Origin of the sequence: Sphingomonas baiyangensis (assembly GCF_005144715.1) — a bacterium.
GTDB lineage: Bacteria > Pseudomonadota > Alphaproteobacteria > Sphingomonadales > Sphingomonadaceae > Sphingomonas > Sphingomonas baiyangensis.
In genome coordinates this window covers 2,588,664-2,611,263 of record NZ_SWKR01000002.1, presented here as the reverse complement: position 1 = coordinate 2,611,263, position 22,600 = coordinate 2,588,664, and the positions used below count along the sequence as shown (strand labels likewise).

Sequence of the window (22,600 nt, the reverse complement as noted above, 5' to 3'; positions counted from 1 at the left end):
ACGAAGATCCCGTGCGGCTTTACGCGTCCACTACCCGGCACTGCACCGCTGGCGGCCAGCCCCGGCAATACCTATTTCGCAAGCAATGGCCGTTCCGCTCCCCCTTGCCGGTAGATGGCGCGTGTTGCTTGCGCGGCTGATCGCGCTGGCGATGGTGGCGATGGTGCTGGGTCACGCCGTGGCACCGGTCGCCGCGCCGCTCGAGCGCGGGCGCGGATCGGCGTTCAGCGCGGCCACTGCCGATGTGTCGTTGCTGGCGCCGGGCGCGACGATCCAGAAATCGGCGGTCGAGCGCGCAGGCGGCGCGATCCTAACGATGGCGCTCCTGACACTCGCCATCGCGCTCGTCGCGACAGCGCGCCCGCCCGCGCGGTTCGCGACGCCGCCGGCCCGCGCGCCGCCCGACCGCGCGCTGCGCAACCTCGTCCAGCCACAGGCGCCGCCTGCGCGCTGACCGATCCGCTGCGCCCGCCGGGCGCCGTTTTCGTGTCTGCTCGCGAGGTGCCCATGACCCCTACCGCCTTCCCCTTCCCGCCGGCCCCGCGAGGTGCGCCATGCATCATGTGACGCCGCTCATCGGCATCGTCGTCGCAGGACTGGTGCTCGCCTTCATCGCCGGCGCCATCGCGCACCGGCTGCGCATCTCGCCGATCGCGGGCTATCTGCTCGCCGGCGTGCTCGTCGGCCCGTTCACGCCGGGCTTCGTCGCCGACGGGCGGCTGGCCGCCGAGCTTGCCGAACTCGGCGTCATCCTCCTGATGTTCGGCGTCGGCCTGCATTTCTCGCTCAAGGATCTGATGTCGGTGCGCCGCGTCGCGATTCCGGGCGCCGTGGTGCAGATCGCGACGGCCACCGCGCTCGGTGCCGCGCTCGGGCTGTGGCTGGGATGGACGCTCACCGCGAGCATCGTGTTCGGCCTTGCGCTGTCGGTCGCCAGCACCGTGGTACTGCTGCGCGCGCTGCAGGCGCGCGACCTTGTCGAGACCGAGCGCGGGCGCATCACCGTCGGCTGGCTGATCGTCGAGGATCTGGCGATGGTGCTGGCGCTGGTGCTGCTGCCCGCGATCGTCGCGGTGCAGAACAACCCCGATGGCGCGGGCGGTGCCGAGATCCTGCGCTCGATGGGCGCGGTGGCGCTCAAGGTGACGGGCTTCTTCGCGCTGATGCTCGTCGTCGGGCGTCGTTTCATCCCGTGGCTGCTGCACTGGGTGGTGCATACCGGCTCGCGCGAGCTGTTCCGGCTCGCCGTGCTCGCGATCGCGCTCGGCGTGGCGTTCGGCGCGGCGTTCGTGTTCGACGTGTCGTTCGCGCTCGGCGCGTTCTTCGCCGGCATGATCCTCGGCGAAACGCAGCTCAGCCGCCGCGCCGCCGAGGAGACGCTGCCGCTGCGCGATGCCTTCGCCGTATTGTTCTTCGTGTCGGTGGGCATGTTGTTCGACCCCGCCGTGGTGGTCGACCAGCCGCTCGAGCTGCTGGCGACGGTGGCGATCATCGTCATCGGCAAGTCGCTCGCGGCCTTTGCGATCGTGCGCGCCTTCGGCCATGGCAACGGTACCGCCTTCACCGTATCGGCCAGCCTTGCGCAGATCGGCGAGTTCAGCTTCATCCTCGCGGGGCTGGGCAGCAATCTGGGCGTGCTGCCCGATGCCGCGCGCGACCTGATCCTGGCAAGCGCGATCCTGTCGATCCTGCTCAACCCGCTCATCTTCAAGCTCATCGTCAAGCAGGGTCGCTCGCCGGCGCCGCGTGTCGATGCCGAAGTGGTGGCGCCGCCGCCGCCCGGCAGCGGTCGCCATGTCGTGCTCGTCGGCTATGGCCGCGTCGGCCGGCTGCTTGCGCCGCGGATGCGCGATGCCGGCTACCGCGTGGTGGTGGTCGAGGACCAGCCCGATATCGTCGCGGCAGCGCGCGAAGCGGGGTTCGACACCGTGCGCGGCGATGCCACCGACATGGCCACGCTCGCACGCGCCGACCTGGCAAGCGCCGCGACGCTGCTGATCGCCATCCCCGAAGGCTATGAAGCCGGCGTCATCGCGGCGCGAGCGCGCGCCGCCAGTACCGATCTGCGTATCGTCGCGCGCGCGCATTCGGACGACGAGGTGGCGTATCTCGAACGGCATGGCGCCGATCAGGTGGTGATGGGCGAGCGCGAGACCGCGATCTGCATGGCGGCGCTGGCGGGCGGCGTCGCCGAGGCGGCGGCGCCGTGACCGGCGGGCGCGGCACGCGGCCGCCGCCATGGTTCGCGGCGCTGATCGTCGCGGCGCTGCTGGCGGCGGTGCTGCTGCTGGTGGCGCTGTTCGATCCCGACGTGCCGCACCTCGCGACGCCGCCCACCAGCGTCGGCCGCGACTAGCGGCAGTCCGGGGCGAGCGTTGCCCGACAACGACGCACGCGTCAGCCTTCGGTGCGCGCCAGCAGCTCGCGCAGGTCGTCGATCCAGAAGTCGGGCCGCGTATGCGTGCCGTGGCCGAAGGTCTCCTCGGTCTCGGGCACCAGCTTGAAGCGCGCATCGGGCAAGCGCTCGATCGCCTGTGCGGGGAAGGGCAGGTTGCGCGGGTTGATGAAGTCGTCGGCCGAATTGATCCACACGGTCGGCGCGGTCATGCGCTCGAGCAGCGGCCAGGGATTGTAGGTGCGCGACGAATCGAACTGGTAGATCATGTCGTTGGCATCGAAGCCGCGCATATAGTTCGCCACGCGCTCGGCGGCGGCCTGCTCGGCGGCCTCGCGCGTTGGATAGGCGCGTTGCAGCGCCAGCGGCGCGGCGCCCGCCACGATCAGCAGCGATGCCGCATTGCGCAACCCCGCCTGCGGCTGCGCGCTATAGTCGCCGCCCGCCCAGGCCGGATCGGCCTTGATCCCGTCGATCAGCAGCTGCCGCCACATGCGGTTCAATCCGGCGATCTCGACGGGCATGCACGCCAGCGGCATCAGCGCGCGCGGCGCCTGCGGGTAGCGCGTACCCCAGACGAAGGCGTGCATGCACCCCATCGACGTGCCGATGATGAGCCGCGGGCGATCGACGCCCAGCGCCTCGCCCAGCAGGCGGCGCTGCGCATCGACCATGTCGTCATAGTCGTAGCGCGGAAACGCCATGCGCATCCCGTCGGACGGCTTCGACGATCCGCCATGGCCGATATTGTCGGGCAGGATCACATAGGTTTTCGCCAGATCGAACGGCGCGCCGGGCGCATAGAGCGCATCGGCGAAGTGGGGTGCCAGAAACTGCGATCCCGCTCCGCCGGTGCCGTGCAGGATCATCACCGCGTTGGTGACGCGGCCCTTGGCATCGCGCCGCGGCGTGCCGGCGACGCGATAGTGCATCCGCACGTCCATCCGCTCGCCGGTCTTGAACGCGAAATCGCGAAGCACATGGTCGCGCTCGACAAAGGGCCAGGCGGTCTGCGCCATCGCGGCGGGGGTGAAGAACAGCACGGCAAGCGCCAGCGCGATGCGGATGATGGACAAGCGACCCTCCCTTTGCGGCAAGGATGGCATGCCGCACACGCCACGCCAAGCGCCGACCCGGCCGATCAGACGCTGGCGAACTCGCGCAGCATGTTCTTGGCGATCGCCAGTTGCAGGATCTGCGTGGTGCCTTCGTAGATGCGGTAGATGCGCGCATCGCGATAGAAGCGCTCGGCCTCGTATTCGGCCAGATAGCCCGCGCCGCCATGCACCTGCACGCAGCGATCAGCGATGCGCCCGCACGCTTCGGAGGCGAACACCTTGGTCGCCGCCGCCTTGCGCAGCACCTTCTCGCCGGCATCGATGCGCCGGCACGCATCGGCGATCATGCATTCGGCGGCGTAGAGCTCGATCTCGCTGTCGGCGAGCATCGCCTGGATGAGCTGGAACTCGGCGATCGGCACGCCGAAGGCACGGCGCTCGGTCGCGTAGCGCATCGCGGTGTCGAGGATACGGCGGCCATAGCCCGCGCTCGCCGCGGCGATCGACAGGCGCCCATTGTCGAGGCTTTGCATCGCGAGCGCGAAGCCTCGCCCCTCCTCGCCGCCCAGCAGCGCATCGGCAGGCAGGCGCACATCGTCGAGCATGATGTCGGCGATGTGGCTGCCCGCCTGCCCCATCTTCCTGTCCGATTTGCCGACGCTCACGCCCGGCGGGTCCATCGGCACGAGAAACGCCGAGACGTGCGCGTTCTTGGGCAGCGTCTCGCGCGAGGTACGCGCCATCACCAGCGCCAGCTTCGCGAAGGGCGCGTTGGTGATGTAGCGCTTGGTGCCGTTGAGCACCCAGTCATCGCCATCCCGCACCGCCATCGTCTGCATCGCCGCCGAATCGCTGCCGCTGCCGGGTTCGGTCAGCCCGAAGCTCGCGATCTCGCCCGCCGCCAGCCGCGGCAGCCATTCGGCCTTCTGCGCATCGGTGCCGCCATTCTTGATCGCCGAACAGACCATGCCGAGATTGATCGAGGTGATCGAGCGATAGGCCGGCAGCGCATAGCTCAGCTGCCGGATCGCCTCGACATACTGGCTTACATTCATGCCTGCGCCGCCATATTCGGCCGGCATCGTCAGCCCGAACAGCCCCATGTCGCGCATCTCGCGCAGGATCGGCTCGGGTATCGCATCCTCGGCGATCACCTGCGCCTCGGCAGGGATCAGCCGGTCGCGCACATAGCGGCGAAGCTGCTCGATGAACGCGTCGAAGCTATCGGCGTCGATACCGCCCTGGCTGGATACGGGCTGCGGCGTCATGGGCGTCTCCAAACATTCCGGATGTTCGAATTGCCCGCATCCTGCTCGCGATGCAAGCCGCCGGGGCCGTACCGCACCAACCAAGGTTCAGGGCGCGAGCGGCCGCGGGCGCGAAAGCTGCACGCGCCCGCCCGAGGTCGACATCGTCACGCCCACCATCCCGCAGCCGCTCACGCTCAAGGCCATTTGCTGGCAGTTGTTCGGCGATGCGATCAGCCGCGCGCGTTCGGCGGGCACGTCGATGATCTTGGGGTCGCCCGGCGTCAGCTCGATGAAGGGCACGCGGAAGCGGTCGGCGTCGCGCAGCGCGCATACGACGATCTCGTCGCCGACGTCGGTCTCGCAGCGGATCGCCGCGCGCGTCGCGTCGGCATGGTCGGCGAGCAGCCGGTCGGCGTCGATCGTCTGGGCGAGCAACAACGCAAGCAGCATCGGCGGAGCCTCCGGCAGGATGTACCCAACACAGCGCAGCAATGTGGCGGCAAGTTGTTCGTCCGGTTGCCCTTCGCGCCGCCCTCGCCTATCGCGCCGCCAACGATTTCGGGAAGGATGGCCAAGATCATGCAGTCGGCGAGCAAGGTTCTCGATCGCGTTCTCGTGCTCGAGATGGTCCGCGTGACCGAGGCGGCGGCGATCGCGGCATCGAGCCTGGTGGGACGCGGCGACGAGAAGGCCGCCGACGCCGCCGCCGTCGAGGCGATGCGCGAGGCGCTCAACGACCTCTACATGGACGGCACCGTCGTGATCGGCGAGGGCGAGCGCGACGAGGCGCCGATGCTGTTCATCGGCGAGAAGGTCGGCTCGGCACCCGGCAAGGGGCCAAAGATCGACATCGCGCTCGACCCCTTGGAAGGCACGACGATCACCGCCAAGGCCGGCCCCAACGCGCTCGCCGTGCTCGCCATCGCCGAGGAAGGCTGCCTGCTCAACGCCCCCGACGTGTATATGGACAAGCTGGCGGTCGGTCCCGGCTATCCCGCCGGTGTCATCGATCTCGACAAGTCGCCGACCGAGAACATCGCCGCCATCGCCGCCGCCAAGGGCGTGCAGCCCAACGAGGTGATCGCCTGCGTGCTCGATCGCCCGCGCCACGAGAAGCTCATCGCCGAGCTGCGCGGCATCGGCTGCGGCGTGGTGCTGATCGGCGACGGCGACGTGGCGGGCGTCATCGCCACCACCGATCCCGACACCACGATCGACGTCTATATGGGATCGGGCGGCGCGCCCGAGGGCGTGCTGGCATGCGCGGCGCTGCGCTGCGTCGGCGGCCAGTTCAAGGGCCGGCTCCTGTTCCGCAACGACGACGAGCGTGCGCGCGCGCGCAAATGGGGCATCGACGATCTCGACAAGGTCTACGACCTCGACGAGCTGGCGAGCGGCGACTGCATCTTCGCCGCCACCGGCGTGACCGACGGATCGCTGCTCGAAGGCGTCAAGCGCAAGGGCAAGGTGATGACCACCGAGAGCGTGGTGATGCGCTCGAGCTCGGGCACGGTGCGCTGGGTCCGCGGCGAGCATCGCATCGGATAGCCATGATCGTCACCCCAGCGAAAGCTGGGGTCTCGAGCCGCAAGCGCACTTTCGCGGTACAAGACCCCAGCTTTCGCTGGGGTGACGCGAACCTTCGCCACCGCTTTCGCCTTCCCACGCCGCCTCTTGCTCCCTAACAGTCGGGGCATGTGGCTGCTCTACCAGTTCCCGCTCTGCCCCTTCTCGCGCAAGCTGCGCATCCTGCTGGCCGAGAAAGGCGTGGGGTACGAGCCGCGGCGCGAATCGCCGTGGCTGCGGCGCGACGAGTTCCTCCAGATGAACCCCGCCGGCCAGACGCCGGTGATGGTCAATTCCGAGCGCCCGGCGGCCCTGCCGATGATCGATTCGATGGCGATCTGCGAATATTTCGAGGAGACGGTCGACAAGGCGTCGATGCTCGGCGGCACCTCGGCCGACCGCGCCGAGATCCGCCGGCTGGTGACGTGGTTCGACACCTTCTTCTACCGCGACATCACCGCCCCCCTGCTCAAGGAGCGCATGGAGAAACGGCTGGTACTGCGCGAATCGCCCGATGCCGGGCGGCTGCGCGAGGCGATGAAGGCCGCGGTCGCGCATCTCGACTATACCGATTACCTGCTCGACAACCGCAAATGGATCGCCGGCTCGACGATCAGCCTCGCCGACCTTGCCGCCGCCGCGCAGATCTCGATCGCCGACTATCTGGGCGGCATCGACTGGAAGAGCCACGAGACGACCAAGCGCTGGTATGTCGGCATGAAGAGCCGCCCGAGCTTCCGCCCGCTGCTCGCCGAGCGGATGGAAGTCGTGAGCCCGCACGCCGATTACGAGAAACTCGACCTGTAAAGGGGGGACCATCATGCTCGAACATGTCCCGTCATGGCTCGGCAAGGCGCTGAAGGGCCTGCGCGCGGGCGAGGAGAAGCTCGCGATCGTCCAGCCTGGCCTCGGCAGCTTCACCTCGATCCGCCTCGCCAGCCCCGCCTTCGCCGATGGCGCGCGGCTGCCCGAGCGCTTCACCGCCGATGGCGCCGGCATCTCGCCGCCCCTGTTCTGGACGGGCCTGCCGCCCGAGACGGTGCGCGTCGCACTGCTCGTCGAGGATGCCGATGCGCCCACGCCATCGCCGCTGGTGCACGCCGTGGTGTGGGATCTGCCGCCGGGCGACGGCGAACTGAAGGAAGGCGCGATCGTCGCCGACAAGCGCCGCGCCAGCGACGACGGCAGCGATGTCGGCCGCAACAGCTACCGCGCCGAAGGCTGGCTGCCGCCCGATCCGCCCACCGGCCACGGCGTGCATCATTATGCCTTCCAGCTCTTCGCGCTCGCCGACGGCCCCGACGTGAAGGACAATCCCGGCCGCTCGACGGTGCTCAAGGCGATGCACGGCCGTGTGCTCGCCGCCGGGCTGCTGACGGGCACCTATTCGCGCGGCGAGGAGAAGCCTGTGGGGCCGGTGGGGGGGGTGGCGAAGGCGGCGGGGTAAATCGCGTCGGCGGTGCAGTGAGGGATAGCGCTCATCCCCAATCCGTTCGTCCCGAGTAGCGACTGAGTAGGCGGAGCTGCCGCCGTATCGAAGGCGCGTATCGAGGGAGGTGGGTCGCGGTCGCCATGCCTCGATACGAACCCTCGATACGCGCCTGGCGGCGCTACTCGGTTTCTACTCGGCACGAACGGATAGGGTGCGAATGCCTCGTTCTCACCCGTTCACCACCATCCCGCCATTGGGGTGGAGCACCTGCCCGGACATGTAACTCGAATCCTCACACGCCAGGAACAGGAAGGCGGGCGCCACTTCGTTGGGCTGGCCGGGGCGACCCATCGGCGTCTTCTCGCCGAAATTCTCCAGCTTCTCGGGGCTGGCACCGCCAAAGGGGTTGAGCGGCGTCCAGATGGGGCCGGGCGCCACCGCGTTGACGCGGATGCCCTCACTCACCAGATTTTCGGACAGGCTGCGGGTGAACGCGGTGATCGCGCCCTTGGTCGCCGAATAGTCGAGCAGTTCCTTCGACCCGTTGTACATCGTCACGCTCGTGCAGTTGACGATCGCCGCCCCGGCCTTCAGGTGCGCCCGCGCGGCCTGCACCATGTAGAACATCGAAAAGATGTTGGTCTGGAAGGTGCGCCGCAGCTGCTCGTCGGTGATGTCGCGAATGTCCTTGTCGGGATGCTGCTCGCCGGCATTGTTGACCAGCACGTCGAGCCGGCCGAGCTCGCGCACCACTTGCGCCACCGCCTCCTCGCAGAACGCCTTGTCGCCCACGTCGCCCGCGATCGTCAGCGCGCGCCTGCCCTCTTCGCGCACGATGCGCGCGGTCTCGGCGGCGTCATCATGCTCGCACAGATAGAGGATCGCGACATCGGCGCCCTCGCGCGCATAGAGTGCCGCCACCCCGCGCCCGATGCCGCTGTCGGCGCCGGTCACGATCGCCACCTTGCCCGCCAGTCGACCCGATCCGGGATAGCGCGGCTGCCATTCGGGCTTGGGGTCGAGCCTGCTCTCGTGCCCCGGCAGCGCGTCTTCGTGGATCATGTCGATCGTGTCGGTCATCGTTGCGGCTCCCGGCTGCTGGCTCGGCTGGTCAACCAGCCGGCCGGCAGCGGGGTTCCGCGCGTCACGCCACCGGGATCATCGGGTGCATGACGCTCACCACATCGTCGAGCAGCACCAGCCCCGCCGCCGACACCGGCTCGGCGATGATGACCGCAGGCGCATCGGCGGGATCGTCGAACAGCCCCGCATCGTCGGTCGTCACGCTCGCCAGCAGATCGGACAGCGCGATGCCGAGCGGCGCGGGCGATCCGCTGCCCGAATGAACGAGCGTGCCGCTTTCGATCACCAGCGTGCCATTGTCGGTGAAGTCGATCGTGGGGGCGATCGTCGAGGTGCCGTCGCCGCGCTTGATGATCGTGCCGTTGTTGACGATCGCCGCCGCGCCTGCCGTGCCGGCATAGTCGAGCACATCGCTGAACGGCCCCTCGAACGCCAGCGTGCCGCCGGTCTCTACGGTCAGCGTGCCGCCCTGCACCATCCAGTTGCCCTCGGCATCATAGCCATAGCTCGCCATCACCAGATTGGCCTGCGCGAAGCTCGCCTCGCCTTCGATCGACAGGTCGCGCAGCAGCGTCATGCCGTGCGATGCGCCCGTCGCATCGGCATCGAAGGCGCGGCCCAGCAGCATCGTCGCGCCTGCGTCGATCACGGTGGCGCCGTCGCCCACAAGCGTGCCGCCGCTCCAGCCATAATGGCCGGTGACGGTGAGCGTGCCGTCGCCCGTCAGCGTGCCGCCGCTCTGCACGAGCCGGCCGATCGTGACGTTGCCCTCGATCGTTAGCGTGCCGCCGGTCATCACCAGTTCGTCATAGTGCATGCCGTTGGTCAGCCTGAGCTCGCCATTGCCCGACAGCGACACGCGACCGTCTACCACCTCGATGCCGCCCGAGAGCGCCGCGCCCAGATCGAGCGTGCCGGTGCCCGTCTTGGTCAGGCTGCCGCCCGCCTCGACGACGACGGCATTGTCGAGATTGTAATAGTCGTAGAAGCTGCTCTGGTTGCCGCGCACCTCGATCGCGCCGCCGTCGACGACGCGGATCGTGCCCTCGCCGCCATAGGACGTGCCTTCCACCGTCGCCGAATAGCCGAGATACGACGCGCCCTTCTCGATCAGCGCCGTACCGGCGATCGTCAGGTCGGTGCCGAGGTACAGATAGGACGTGTTGCTCACGACCGGGCGAAGCTCGGCCAGCCGCATCGCGGCGCCCTCGGCCACCAGCGTGCCGCCGGTGTTGATTATCGTGCCGTATTGGATGTCGAGCGTGTCGGTGATCGTCAGGCGCCCCGCGCCCGCCACCGTGCCCGAGGCGACGATCAGCGAGGCGAGATCGGCATCCTCCTCGACGATCAGCGTACCGCCGTCGAGGCGGATATGCGTGACGTCGCTGTCGGCCGTCAGGCGATAGACGCCGCCCGAGACGATCGTCACGCTCCCCAGCAGCGCCTCGATACCCTCGATCTCGATCGCGAACTGCACCGCGCCCTCGCCGACATGCGTGACGCTGGCACCCGGCTCGGCGACGAAGCGGTTATCGGGCCGCCCATTGCCGTCGTAGAGATAGTTGCCCGGCCCCTCGAAGGTCATCGACGCGCCGTCGGCGACGGTCAGCGCACCGTCGGAATAGACCCAGCTCTGGAGGTCGTAGTCGTAGGTGCTGGTGCCCATGTAGAGCCGGAAGCCCTCCATCGCCGCCTCGCCCTCGATCAGCAGATCGGTGGCGAGATAGCCGGCGCCCGAATAATCGCCGTCGCCGGGGCCGAGATCGCGCCCGAAGCGCATCGACGCGCTTTCCTCGACGGTGATGCCCCCCGCGAGCGTGATCGTGCCGCCGAGGAAATCGAACCGGTCGGTAATCGCGATCGAGCCGTCGCCGTCGAGCACGCCGCCGCTGATCGAGAAACTGGCGATGCTGAGCGCGGCGTCGACGCTGAGCGTGCCGCCCCACAGGTCGAGCGTGCCGTCGCCGCTCGCGCCGGTCAGCGTCGATTCGTCCGAATAGAGCCGCAGCGTGCCCTCGGTCACCGTCACCGCGCCGGTGAAGTCGGCAATGAGGTTGCTGGTGCCGCCGCCCTGCTTGATGAGGCTGCCCGCCGGATCGACGGTGATCGACCCGCGCGCGCTGCTCCAGTCGATATCGGCATTGCCGCCCTCGAGCGTGAGCGATCCGCCGGCCTCGACGTCGATGACGCCGGGCAGATACACCCAGGCATCGTCTGCATCGGAATAATAGCCTAAGCCCAGGTACATATAGGCCTGCTCGATCACGACATCGCCCGCGATCTCGAGCTCGCGCGAGAGATAGGGGTAGGTGATCGAGGGCTGGGCGTCGCTGTTGGTCGGCCGCCCGATCATGCCCGTCGCGGTCGCGGCGATGCGCGTCACGCCGGTATCGGCCATGTGCCCGCCCACCCAGTCGAGCCGGTCGTCGATCGTCAGCGTGCCGTCGCCTATGAGCGTGCCGGCCTTCATCACCAGCGTGCCGATCGTCACATTGCCTTCGACGATGAGCGTGCCGCCATTGAGCGTCAGCGCGTCGAGCACGGTGCCGTCGGTAAGCGTGACCACGGTGTTCGCGCCGATCACGTCGCCCGCATCGGCGAGCGGCGGGATGACCGGAAGCGTGCCTACATCGCCCGAAGGCAGGTCGATCACGCCCTCTTCGGCAACATAGCTGCCGCTGCCCGAGATCGTCAGGGCGGCATCGATCTCCGATCGGCCGCCGCCCACCTTGACGACGTCGCCGTCGTTGACGAACGAGCCGCCCACGCTGCTCGATCCGCGGAAGATGTCGCTGTAGCGGCCGTCCAGCGTCAGCGTGCCGCCGCTCGCCACTTCGAGCGTGCCGGGCATCGCGACACCGCCCGTCGCCGAGCCGATCAGGATATAGGCCTGCTCGACCAGCGCGCTGCCCTCGATCGTCAGGTGACGGTCGAGATACTGATAGTAGATCGACTGGCCGCCATCGCCGCCATGCTCGACGCCGAACACCGCCTCGGCGCCGGCATCGATCACCGTCTGGCCGGTGCCGGTCATGCAGCCGCCGGTCCAGTGCATCGACTCGGTCACCGTCAGCGTGCCGTCGCCGTCGATCGTGCCGCTCTGGAACACCAGCCGCCCCACGCTCGATGCGTCGGCCACCGTCAGCCGCCCGCCCGCCACGGTCAGGTTGGCGGCGAAGGCACCCGCCGGCAGCGACCAGCTGCCGCCCGACTGCAACAAGATCGTCCCCGCATCGGCGGCGATCGGATCGTCGAAGGGCACCAGCAGATAGAGGATGTCCTCGCCCGTCTTGACCACCGTCGCCGCATCGGCAAGCGCGATCGGGTCGCGCGCGCCGTGCAGGTACACGAAGCCCGCAAGCGTCACCTGCGCGTCGCCGCTCGCGACGATGCCGCCGGCGTTGGCGACATAGCTGCGCGATATGGGATCGTAGATCGTGTCGGGGCTATAGAGATAGGCGTTGCCGACCGTCACGTCGTCGCTCGTCTCGATCGTGCGGCCGAGCGTCAGCGAGCGGTTGGAATCGGGATTGGCCGGATCGGCCGCGCCGCCGAGCGCCGCCGCCACGCCATCGGCAAGCACCAGCCTGCCTTCGCCCATCAGCGTACCCTCGCGCCAGTCGAAGCTGCTGGTGACGGTGAGGTCGCCCGCGCCCGTCAGCGTGCCGCTTTCGATGTAGAGCTCGGGCAGCGTCACATCGTCCTCGACGATCACCATGCCGCCCTGGCGCACGATGATAGCGTCGATCGCATGACCTGCGCGCAGATGGAACACGCCGCCATCCACATAGAGCGTGCCGTCCACCGTCATGCCGGCGCTGTCGGCTTCATACTGCACCTGCAGAACCGCATCGGGACGCACCGTGACCGGCCCGTCGATGTCGGGCGTGCCGTCGCGGTTGCCGTTGTAGATGCGCGCGGTGCCGGCGATCGCAAGGTCGCCGCCCTCGGCGACCGCGATCCGGCCGTCGAAATAATCGTAGCGCCCCGCATCGCTGTCATAGACGCTGGTGTTGAGGCCGACATAGACGTCGCCCAGAACCACCTCGCCCTCGACCTGCATCGTACGCCCGAGCGATACCGATTCCTGCGAGACATAGCCGTCGGGATCGGGCTCGCGACCGATCGAGGCCGTGGCATCGGCGCCGATCACCAGCGTGCCCGCGCCCGTCATCGTGCCGCCATGCCATTCGAGCGCCGTGGCGATGGTGAGATCGCCGTCGCCGAGGATCGTGCCGCCTTCCATCCGCAGCGTGCCGATCGTCGCGTCGCCGTCGATCCAGACCGTGCCGCCGCGTACGACGAGCTCGTCGATCACCGCGCCGGCGGGGATGCGATATTCGCCGTAGCTCGCGATCGCCACCGTCCCCTCGACGATCTCGGGCGTCGCTTCGAGCGCGATGCCGATGTCGGAGGTGCCGCCGCCGGTCTTGCGCAGCATGCCGCCGGGAGCGACGGTCAGGCGGTTCTCGACATTGGTATAATAGCTGTAGAGGTCGGCGCGCGGCCCATCGAGCGTCAGGCTGCCGCCGTCGCGCACGTCGAGGATGCCGGGCAGATAGACGTACGCCTGCGCCTCGTCGTCATAGCTTGCCACGCCGAAATAGAGTTGCGTCGCGCCCACCACGACATCGCCCTCGATGACGACCGGCTTGCCGATGTAGAGATAGCTGCTCGAATAGGGCTGGTCGGGGTCGTGCGGATCGCCGAACAGCATCTCGGCGCCGTCGCGCACCACCAGCGCGCCGGTGCCTTCGAACTGGCCGTATCGCAGCGTACCGCCGTCGCGGACCATGATGTCGCCAGTGCCCGAGACATAGCCATAGCCGGGCATGTCGAAGCTGTTGAGCGTCAGGCTGTCGGCCACGTCGACGCGGCCGTTGGTGATCGTCAGCGTGTCGATCGACCCCAGCGTCATCTTCAGGCCGCCCGCCACCACGATCTCGGCGTTCGAGGTGATCGTCGCCACCGTCACCTCGGTGCCGCTGCGGATCGTCACGATGCCGCCATCGGACAGCGAGATGCCGACGTCGTCGGTCTCGTCGGGCACGCGGCCGAGATTCCAGTTGGCCGGATCGTTCCAGTCGTCGCTCGCGGCGCCCGTCCACAGGATCGAGAAGTCGGCGACGCGGAAGCTCGCCTCGCCCACCTCGGGCGCGGCCATATTGCCCGCCTTGTCGCGCAGCGCGCCATCGGCGATGGCGAGGTCGTAGTCGCCCGTCGGCAGCGCGTCGAAGGTGACGCGGATCGCGCGGCCGCCATCGCGCAGCTGGAACGCCGCGGGCGCGATCGCGTCGCCGCCGCCTGCCGGCAGCAGGCTGAAGCTGTCGATCGAGACAAAATCGGCGTCGAGCGCCTCGTCGAACACGAAGGTGAAGGTGCGGAACGACTGCCCCACCGTCTGCCCGTCCGAGATGTTCGAGCGGATCAGCGCCGGCGCGACGGTATCGGGCACCAGCTCGACCGTCACCAGTTCGGACAGGCCGATATTGCCGCCCATGTCGGTGACGCGCAGCTGCACGGTGAAGGTCGCCACGTCGCCATTCTCGGCCAGCGTCGGCACGCGCACGCCCAGATCGAACGGGAAGCCCGTATCGATCGTCTGCACCTGCCCGTTAACCAGCACCTCGACCTGGCGGACCTGCACGTCGTCGGCGACGGTCGCGGCAAGCTCGATGTCGCGGCCCTCGATCCACTGGAGACCCGCCGCCGCCGTATCGACATCGGCAGGCAGCCCGCCAAGCGTTACGGTGGGCGCGATGCCCGCGGTATCGAAGCCCGAATAGTTGACGACGTGGAAGCCGCCCGTCGCATCGCCGACAAAGGCGAAGCCCGAGGCGATCGACACCGCCGTCGGCGCGGCGCCCACTTCGTAGCGCGTCACCAGCGTACCCGTGTCGGCGGGGTCGCTCGCGTCGATCACGTCGATCGCGTTGACGCCGAACACGCCGCCCACCTCGCCCACGATCACCGCCAGGCCCGAGCCGTTGAGCGCGATGTCGCTGCCCGGCAGCCCGCCATTGTCGATGCCGCTTGCCAGCACCAGCGCATCGGGATCGCGCACGTCGATCGTCGCATAGCCGCCGGTGAAGCCGTTATAGCCCGGCACATACACATGCCCGCCGCCCGCGAAGAGCTGCGGATTGACCGACACCTGCGGCACGGTGATGCTGTCATGCCCGATCAGCTCGCCCTCGGCGGCGACGGTGAAGGCCGACAGCGTGTTGCCCGCGAGCACATAGAGCCGGTCGCCCTCGATCGCGAGCGCGCTCACGGTCGCGCCCATCGTCCGTTCGGCCAGCACCTCGCCCGTCGCGGGGTCGACCAGCAGCAGCCGGCTGCCGTCACTCGCGACGAGCAGCCCGTCGACCAGCTCGACCTGCCGCGCATCGAAATCGAACGTCGCGAGCAGCGCCGGCGCCGCCGGATCGCCGACATCGACGATGCGGATGCCCGCTCCCGTGGCGATCGCCGCGAGCCCGGCGGCGACGTCGACCGCGACGTCGGTAGCACCCCCCGCCACCGCAAGCCGCGCGACGAGCACGGGGTTCATCGGCTGCGCGATATCGACGATCGAGAGCGCATCGCCCGCCTGCACGAAGGCGAGGCGCGCCGCCGACGAGCCGAGGCCCGCCACCGTCACCACTTCGACCACCGCGGCATTGCCGGTGTCGATCGAGGCAACCACGCCCGTCGCGGCGGGGAAGTCGCCCAGCGGATTTAGGTCGTTCTCGAGCTCGAACAGGTCCGACAGCCCGTCGCCATCGGTATCGGCCAGCGTCACGCTGGTGCCGACGATCGTTTCGGCTTCGTCGGGCAGGCCGTCGCCATCGGTGTCGGGCAGCCCGGCGCTGCCGTAGAGATCGGGCAGCGGAATGCTCGTCGACTGGCCCGAACGGCCGGTGGTGAACACCGTCTCGCCGATCAGCCCATTGGCAAGGTCGAGCACGCGCAGCGTCAGCACCGTCTCGGCGGGCAGGAACACGTCGAGCGTGCCGTCGGCCTCGAGCCGGCCGCGGATCGGCTGCGGCCCGCCTTCGATGACGTAATAGGCGCCGCCCGAAAGATCGAGGAAGGTCGACATGCCGTAGGACAGGTCGGCAAGGCCGTAATCGGCCCAGTCGATGAACTGGTCGAGCATCGCGTCGGCGGGGCGGTCGGCAGGCAGCGCGGTGTCGATCACGAGCTGCGCATTGGCCGCGTCGAGCTCGGCGAGCAGGCCCTGCAGCTCGGCGAGCTCCTCGGCGGTCAGCAGGTCGCCGAGCGAGGTCTCGTCGCCATCGGCGGCAGCGCGCGCCAGCGCCACCAGATCGGCATCGGACGCCGCCGAGGGCGACAGGCCCTTGATGTCGAGGATGAACTTGATCTTGTCGACCACGGCGCACACTGCCTCGAAGGTCGCCTTCACGGCCGCGCCCTTGGCGAGCGACGCCAGATTCTCGCCGAACGCGATCGCGCTCTTGACCTGGCTGGCCAGGAACAGCGTCGCCTTGATCGCGGCGAGCGCGCCGTCGATGCCCGGCGTCGCGCAATCGGGATCGGTCGAGGTCGAGCGCAGCGCCTCGAGCGTCTTCTCGGCGGTCTTGAGCGTGCCGATGCCCAGCTCGACCGCGGCCTTGGCCTTGCTGATCGTCTGGCCCGTCGCCTCGCTGAACACCTTGTCGACGGCGAGTTTGATGCCCTGCTTGATCGCATCGGCGCTCTTGAACGCGTCGACCCATACCGACGAGCTGCTCGAGAAGATCGATCCCGCCAGCGTCGAGCCGGTGTTGAAGATCTCGGCAGCCTTGTCGGCGATGTCGGTGATGCACTTGGCGATCTGCCCGAAGCGCCCGAGTTCCTGCAGCGTGTTCTTGAAGGTGAATGCCACTTCCTTGGCGATGCCCAGGAATTCGGCGCCGTCGATGCCATTACCCTCGCACGGCGGCTTTTCCGGCTCGTCGGGCTTGTCGGGATCGGGCTCGTCGGGCCTGTCGGGACGGCGCGGATCGGGATTGTTGGGCAGGCCCGTCGGCGATCCCGGCGGCGTCAGGCCGTGCCAGCCGGGCTTGCTGATGCCCGTGCCCGGATCGGTGACGACCGAAAGCCCGTCGGCCGAGACGGTCGCGGTGCCCTCGATGACGAGGCGGCCCGTCGTGTGGTCGAAGCTCAGGAAGTTAAGCTGCGTGCCCGGCGCCGCGCCGAAGGTGTTGGGGAAGATCATCTGGAGCGGTTCGGCGAACACCGCCGCGCCGGGCGCCTGGATGGTGATGTCGAAGGTGTGCTGCAACAGCCCGTCAGGCAGCATGTCGCGCACCAGCTCGGGCGGCACCGTCGAGATGCCAACCTGCGCGCCAGCCACCGGCTGGCCGTCCTCGCCAAGCACCGATCCCGGCTTCACCTCCAGCGTCAGGCGGTCGCGCTCGGCCTGCGTCAGGCCGGTATAGTCGTCGCCCTTGGCGACCACATAGGTCGTCTCGGTGTCGCTCACCTCGACGAGGATCTCCTTGCTGATGCGCGGCAGATACACTTCGCCGCGCGTCAGGTTGTCGGCCTGTAGATCGGTCGAGCCCATCGTCCCCATCAGCGTGTTCTCCACGCCGGGCCGGACGCGCACGTCCATCACCATCTCGGGGAAGAACACGCCCTCGGGCGCGTTGGTCGCGGTGCGGCCGTCGATCGCCACCTTCACCACGCCGCCGGGCACGCTGGTGAGCGTGAATGCGCCATTGGCATCGGTATAGACCGCCTCGCTTTCGCGGCCGAGGATCCACACCTTCACGCCCGCGAGCCGTTCGAGGAACACATCGTCGGCGGTGTGCGGCACGCCGTCGGGCCCGGCGCGGAAATCGTCGGGCGTCATCGGCTTGAGGTCGGCGCCCGGCCCCACGACGAAGCCGGTGATCGTCGTGCCGGCCACGGGCGCGTCGTTGATCGTGGTGAAGCTGCCGGCATAGTCGCCGCCGGCGGCGCCGTTGCGGTCGCCATCGAGCAGCGCGCCATCGGCGGCGCGCACCGCCTCGCCATCGAGATGTACCGTGATGCGCTGCGCGCCGGGCATCGCCTCGTCGAAGAACAGATAGGCGCTGCGCGCATCGGCGGCGACGACGATGCTGGCGGCGAGCACATTGCCGTCGGCGTCGGTCGCGTAGAAGCTGTCTTCGGTCAGGCTCGCGGGGTCGACCGCCTTCGAGAAGGTCACCTGCGGCCGCTGCGTCAGCCCGACTTCGCCCGATCCGGCGCGCGGCGTCATCGCCGTCACGGTGAAGGGCGCGGCATCGGCGATGCTGAAGTCGAGCGTCTGCGTGACGCTGTTGCCCGCCGCGTCGCGCGCGGTGAGCGTCACGCGGTGCCCGCCGGCCGCCAGCGCGGCGATGTCGAACGCCGCGTCGAACCGGCCACCGGCATCGAAGCCGATCGGCACGTCGCGCCCGCCATCGACCGCGTAGGAAAGCGCGGTGATCGTCGATCCGGTGCCGTCGGCAAGCCCCGCGATGCGCGCCCCCGCTGCCAGCACCGCGCCGTCGGCGAACCCGCTGAAGGCAAGCGTCGGCGCCAGACTGTCGACGGTGTAGCGATATTCGACCACTGCCGATGCGTTGCCCGCAGCGTCGTCGGCGCGCAGTTCGATGAGATGCTCACCGTCGTCGCCGCCTGCCGACAGCGCGAAGCGGCCGAGCTGGTCGGAGGCGATGCTTTCCCAGTCGCCGCCGTCGATGCGCGCTTCCAGACCCTCGACGCCTGACAGATTGTCGATCGCGAAACCCTCGATCGCCAGCGCGGCGCGCACCACCTGGTCGTCGTCGCTGGTGACGACGATACGCGGCCCCTGCCGGTCCTCGCTGCGCGACAGCGCGTCGATCACCGCCGCGCCCACATCGCTGCCGATCGCCTTGCCCGCGGCGTTCGAGAACTCGAAATGGATGCCGCCATAGATGCGGCTGCGCCCCGCCTCGTCGGCGGCGTGCGCGAAGCTGTCGAAGTCGCGCGTGATGCCGGCCACCGTCGGCGAGCCGACGGTGAAGGCAAAATCCTCGCCGAACAGATGCGTCAGCACCGCCGCGCCCGCGCCGCTATAGGTCGAGTGGCCCGATACATAGTCGGGATGCGCGGGGCTGAACTGGAGCGGCACCCAGTCGGCATCGGCCTCGGTCAGCGCATTGCCGTCCTCGTCGGCGCGCGCGATCGCCGTCTCGGGGCGCCAGCCGCTGTAGAAATATTTGGTATCCCACGCCGCGATCGACGCGTCGGCGAGCGCCAGGTTGAGCATCGCGAACATGCGCGCATTGGCGCCGATCCCCGCGCCCGTCATCTCGGCCGCCACTTCGGCGATGTCGTTCCAGTGGCCGGGCGGCGTCGCGGTGCCGATGCCGTCGCGCCAGAAGGCGGCGATCTGCGTCTGGTCGGCGGTGCGCGTGGTCGAATCGGCCGCACCCAGTGCCTTCACTTCGTTGAAGTCGGCGGCATATTCGGCACTGTCGAGCGCGGGCGGCGGCCCGGCGCGGAATTCGTCGGGCCGGCTGATGACGAAGGTGTCGAGGCTCGCCCATTGCGGCAGCTCGGGCTCGCCGTACATTGGCCCCGTCGCCACCCATTCGCCCGGCGCGCTGCCGCCGGCATGCGTGACATAGGCGTCGTAGCCGTCGCCCTCGCGCAGCGCGAAGATGATCTCGGCCATCCCCTCGCCCAGCGCCCGCCCCTCGGCGAGCGACGCGCCGCTGCCGAGCTGGTCGGCGACTTCGGCCAGCCGCGCGTCGAGCACGTCCTTGCGGCCGGGGAAGATCGCCAGCAGCATCGCATAGGACGCATAGGCGACCGCCGCGTCGATGCTGGCATTGGCGCCGGCATCGAGATTGACCCACAGGGGCGGCGACCCGTCGATCGCGCTGATCGCGTCGTACACCGCCACGCTCTGCATCGCGAGCGCGCGGCTGGCGACGCCCGGAGGTGCGGCCGACCCCGCGATCACCTCGAGCGCGACATTGTTCCAGAACAGCACCATGTCGCTCTCGGCGCCGCCCGCGATGCGCTCGACCTCGAGGCTCACGAACGTCTCGTTGCCCGCCGCGTCGGACAGCCGCACCGACAGGCGGTTGGCACCCTCGACGAGCGCCACGTCCTCGAGCGTGAAGCGCCCCGCGCCCGTCACCACCGTTGCCGGCGCGCCCGCGATCGTGACGCTCGCGCCCGCCTCGGCGCCCGTGCCGACGAGCGTGACGCTGCCCTGCGCGGTGATGTTGTCGCCGATCGTGCCGCTGTCGGACGAGCGCGCCAGCGCGACGCTGCCGCCGGTCGGCACGATGCTGTCATAGGTGAACGCCACCTCGACGCTTTCGTCGCCCGCCTCGATGCGCGCGATGCGTGCGCCCTGCGCCAGCGTGACGCCGGGCAGATCGGCAAGGTCGAAGCTGAAGCTGCCGTCGCTCTGCACCAGCGCCGACAGGTCGATCGCCGCGCCGCCATCGAGCATTAAGCGCAGCGCACCGGCATTGGCGGGGTCGATGCTGCCCGCGATCGTCGCGTCGTTGGTGATGCCGTCGGTCGCGCTGCGGCCGCTGTCGTTGGCGAGCGCCGCCTCGAGCGCGCCCGCCGGCGTCTCGTCGACATCGGTGACGATCACGGTGACGATCTGGCGCGTCGCGTTCGCCCCGTCGCTCGCCTCGACCTCGACGAGGTAGCGATTGTCGAGATTGGCGTCGCCCGGCGCCTCGAAATCGGGCGCGGCAGCGAATGACAGCGCGCCCGTCGTCGCATCGATGCGGAACAGCGCGGCATCGGCGCCGCCCGAAATGCGGAAAGCCGGCGTGTCGCCATCGGCATCGGTCGCGGTGACGGTGAGCCCCGTCGCCAGGCGGTTCTCGGGCGTCGAGACGCTCGCCGCCGAGGTGATGACCGGCGCCTCGTCGTTGAGGTCGGCGACGGTGACGGTGAGCGCCTTGGTGACGGTCGCCGTGCCGTCGCTCGCCGAGACCGTCACCTGATAGGCGTTGTTGCCGTCGGCATCGCCCGGCGTCTCGAAATCGGGGGCGGCGCGGAAGCGCAGCGCGCCCGTCACGGCGTCGATCTCGAAGCGCGCGGCATCGGCGCCGCCCGCCAGCCCATAGGTGATCGTATCGCCATCGGCATCGGTCGCGGCGACGGTGACGACCGCGAGCGCGTTCTCGTCGACGCCGAGCGCGGCGGCAGTGGTAATGACCGGCGCCTCGTTCGGCGGAGGCGGTGGCGGGGGCGGCGGCGGCGGGGGTGGCGGAGGAGGCGGAGGCGGCGGAGGGGGTGGCGGTGGCGGCGCGGTCTCGTCGACATCGGTCACGCTCACGCGCACCGTCTGCCGTCCGATATTCGCGCCGTCGCTCGCCTCGAGCACCAGCTCGTACACATTGTCGCGGTTCGCGTCGGCCGGTGCCTCGAAGTCGAGCGGCGCGCGCAGCCGCAGTTCGCCGCTCTCGGCGTCGATCGTGAACAGCGCGCCGTCGCCGCCCTCGGCAATCGCGTAGCGGATGGTCGTGCTGTCGGCGTCCTCGGCGCGCGCCACGATCAGCGGCAGCCGCACGGGCACGAGGCTGTTCTCGGCGACCGTCGCCGTGGCGGGCGATACGAACACCGGCGCCTCGTCGTTCACGTCGCCGACGCGGACCTCGATCGCCTGCGTCGCGGTCAGCGTACCGTCGCTCGCGCTGACCACCACGTCGTAGCGATTGTCGCCATCGGCATCGCCCGGCATCTCGAAATCGGGAGCATCGCGGAATGCGAGCGCGCCCGTCGCGCCGTCGATCGTGAACAGCGCGGCATCGGCGCCGCCGGCGATGGCGAAGCGCGGCGTGTCGCCATCGGCGTCGCTCGCCGCGACCGTCACGATCGCGGTTCCGTTCTCGTCGATCTCCACCGTCGCGGGCACGTCGAGCACCGGCGCCGCCTCGTTCAGATTGGCGACCGTCACCGCGATCGTCTGGCGCGTTTCAGCGAGCCCGTCGGACGCGGCGATCTCGACACGATAGACATTGTCGCCATCGCTATCGCCCGGCGCCTCGAAATCGGGCGCGTCGCGCAGCGACAGCGCGCCCGTCTCGGCGTCGATGACGAACAGCGCGGCATCGTCGCCGCCGACGATGCGATAGGCGAGCGCATCGCCATCGGCGTCCCCGGCGCCGCCCGTCGCGCGCACCAGCGTGCCGTTCTCGTCGATGGTGACGGCGGCGTCGGCGGCGAAGATGGGCGCTTCGTTGTCGAACGGCAGCGGCGCGGGGTCGTTGCCCACCACCGCGTCGCCGAACATCACCGCGCCGTCGCGGAACTGGAGCATGAAGGTCTCGCCGCCGACCTCGACGGTGATCGCCGCCGATCCCACCGGCACCACCAGCGATCCGCCATCGGGCATCGCGAAGATGACGGCGGCACCCGAGCGCTGCATCGTCAGCCCCGGGCCGATGCCGCTCACGATCACATGGTCGCCGCCGGCGTTGAACGATCCGTCGAGCACCACGCGCGTGTCGGCCGACAGGTCGACGCGGATCGTCTCGGCGCCTTCGCGCGTGCCGAACACCATGTGCTCGCCGCGAATGGAAGGCGCGAAATCCTCGCCCCGGTTCAACGTGATGATCGCCATGCCCGCTTCTCCCCCGCCTTCAGGAAGGAGCGGACCGGGCGGATGCGCCACAACATGCGCGGCCGCCGCCTGCGCAGCGCCACGGTTCCAATGCTGTCACGACCCCGCTATCCGCCGGTCCGGCACCGTGCCCGCCGCCGTCGGGTTCCACCCCGCCCGGCCGCGCCCTGCCTGATCCCTGCGTGCGCCGACGTTCGCGGCATCGTCAGCGGCTGACAACGGACAGGATGTGGA

Annotated in this window: 11 protein-coding genes; 6 read left to right on the top strand and 5 right to left on the bottom strand. The window is 69.3% G+C overall.

What is annotated here, in order from left to right:
• Positions 1 to 85 precede the first annotated feature (85 nt).
• From FBR43_RS15880 to FBR43_RS16260, 3 genes are all read left to right on the top strand, one after another.
• Positions 86 to 454 (top strand): hypothetical protein, encoded by a 369-nt coding sequence (locus FBR43_RS15880; RefSeq protein WP_136943982.1) that lies wholly within the window; start codon positions 86 to 88, stop codon positions 452 to 454.
• A 100-nt stretch (positions 455 to 554) separates the two neighbouring features.
• On the top strand, positions 555 to 2,210 hold the full coding sequence (ybaL, locus tag FBR43_RS15875) for a YbaL family putative K(+) efflux transporter (RefSeq protein WP_136943981.1): 1,656 nt from the start codon (positions 555 to 557) through the stop codon (positions 2,208 to 2,210).
• A complete protein-coding gene (locus FBR43_RS16260; protein ID WP_169542647.1) occupies positions 2,207 to 2,356 on the top strand; it encodes a hypothetical protein in 150 nt (49 codons plus the stop codon). Before ybaL ends, FBR43_RS16260 begins: the two co-directional genes overlap by 4 nt.
• Before the next feature lie 41 nt (positions 2,357 to 2,397).
• On the opposite strand, the gene FBR43_RS15870 is transcribed toward FBR43_RS16260, so the two are convergent.
• The 3 genes from FBR43_RS15870 to FBR43_RS15860 all read right to left on the bottom strand — a co-directional run bounded on the left by FBR43_RS15870 (position 2,398) and on the right by FBR43_RS15860 (position 5,153).
• Positions 2,398 to 3,465, bottom strand: a complete 1,068-nt coding sequence (locus tag FBR43_RS15870; RefSeq protein WP_394344057.1) for an alpha/beta fold hydrolase — start codon at positions 3,463 to 3,465, stop codon at positions 2,398 to 2,400.
• Positions 3,466 to 3,536: 71 nt separating this feature from the next.
• Positions 3,537 to 4,721 carry an acyl-CoA dehydrogenase family protein gene (locus FBR43_RS15865; RefSeq protein WP_136943979.1) on the bottom strand — a complete coding sequence of 395 codons (1,185 nt, stop codon included), beginning with the start codon at positions 4,719 to 4,721 and terminating at the stop codon, positions 3,537 to 3,539.
• An 87-nt stretch (positions 4,722 to 4,808) separates the two neighbouring features.
• Entirely contained in the window at positions 4,809 to 5,153 is a 345-nt protein-coding gene (locus FBR43_RS15860; RefSeq protein WP_136943978.1) for a hypothetical protein, read from the bottom strand.
• A 129-nt stretch (positions 5,154 to 5,282) separates the two neighbouring features.
• Between FBR43_RS15860 and glpX the strand changes: the two genes are divergently transcribed.
• The 3 genes from glpX to FBR43_RS15845 all read left to right on the top strand — a co-directional run bounded on the left by glpX (position 5,283) and on the right by FBR43_RS15845 (position 7,716).
• Positions 5,283 to 6,251, top strand: coding sequence for a class II fructose-bisphosphatase (glpX, locus tag FBR43_RS15855; protein ID WP_136944298.1), 969 nt, complete (start codon positions 5,283 to 5,285; stop codon positions 6,249 to 6,251).
• 147 nt (positions 6,252 to 6,398) lie between these two features.
• Positions 6,399 to 7,076: a glutathione S-transferase family protein gene (locus FBR43_RS15850; RefSeq protein ID WP_136943977.1), complete on the top strand. Its 678-nt coding sequence runs from the start codon at positions 6,399 to 6,401 to the stop codon at positions 7,074 to 7,076.
• 13 nt (positions 7,077 to 7,089) lie between these two features.
• Positions 7,090 to 7,716, top strand: a complete 627-nt coding sequence (locus FBR43_RS15845) for a YbhB/YbcL family Raf kinase inhibitor-like protein (protein ID WP_136943976.1) — start codon at positions 7,090 to 7,092, stop codon at positions 7,714 to 7,716.
• 213 nt (positions 7,717 to 7,929) lie between these two features.
• On the opposite strand, the gene FBR43_RS15840 is transcribed toward FBR43_RS15845, so the two are convergent.
• Both FBR43_RS15840 and FBR43_RS15835 read right to left on the bottom strand, forming a co-directional pair.
• Entirely contained in the window at positions 7,930 to 8,781 is an 852-nt protein-coding gene (locus FBR43_RS15840; protein WP_136943975.1) for an SDR family oxidoreductase, read from the bottom strand.
• A gap of 64 nt (positions 8,782 to 8,845) precedes the next feature.
• The gene (locus FBR43_RS15835) at positions 8,846 to 22,366 is read right to left on the bottom strand and encodes a cadherin domain-containing protein (protein WP_136943974.1); all 13,521 of its coding nucleotides are present in this window, start codon (positions 22,364 to 22,366) and stop codon (positions 8,846 to 8,848) included.
• Between the last annotated feature and the right edge of the window lie 234 nt (positions 22,367 to 22,600).

What these genes read in the sequence shown, in the direction of transcription:
- FBR43_RS15880 (WP_136943982.1), top strand. Translation starts at nt 86, where the DNA reads ATGGCCGTTCCGCTCCCCCTTGCCGGTAGATGGCGCGTGTTGCTTGCG.
- ybaL (WP_136943981.1), top strand. Translation starts at nt 555, where the DNA reads ATGCATCATGTGACGCCGCTCATCGGCATCGTCGTCGCAGGACTGGTG.
- FBR43_RS15865 (WP_136943979.1), bottom strand. Translation starts at nt 4,721, where the DNA reads ATGACGCCGCAGCCCGTATCCAGCCAGGGCGGTATCGACGCCGATAGC.
- FBR43_RS15860 (WP_136943978.1), bottom strand. Translation starts at nt 5,153, where the DNA reads ATGCTGCTTGCGTTGTTGCTCGCCCAGACGATCGACGCCGACCGGCTG.
- glpX (WP_136944298.1), top strand. Translation starts at nt 5,283, where the DNA reads ATGCAGTCGGCGAGCAAGGTTCTCGATCGCGTTCTCGTGCTCGAGATG.
- FBR43_RS15850 (WP_136943977.1), top strand. Translation starts at nt 6,399, where the DNA reads ATGTGGCTGCTCTACCAGTTCCCGCTCTGCCCCTTCTCGCGCAAGCTG.
- FBR43_RS15845 (WP_136943976.1), top strand. Translation starts at nt 7,090, where the DNA reads ATGCTCGAACATGTCCCGTCATGGCTCGGCAAGGCGCTGAAGGGCCTG.
- FBR43_RS15840 (WP_136943975.1), bottom strand. Translation starts at nt 8,781, where the DNA reads ATGACCGACACGATCGACATGATCCACGAAGACGCGCTGCCGGGGCAC.
- FBR43_RS15835 (WP_136943974.1), bottom strand. Translation starts at nt 22,366, where the DNA reads ATGGCGATCATCACGTTGAACCGGGGCGAGGATTTCGCGCCTTCCATT.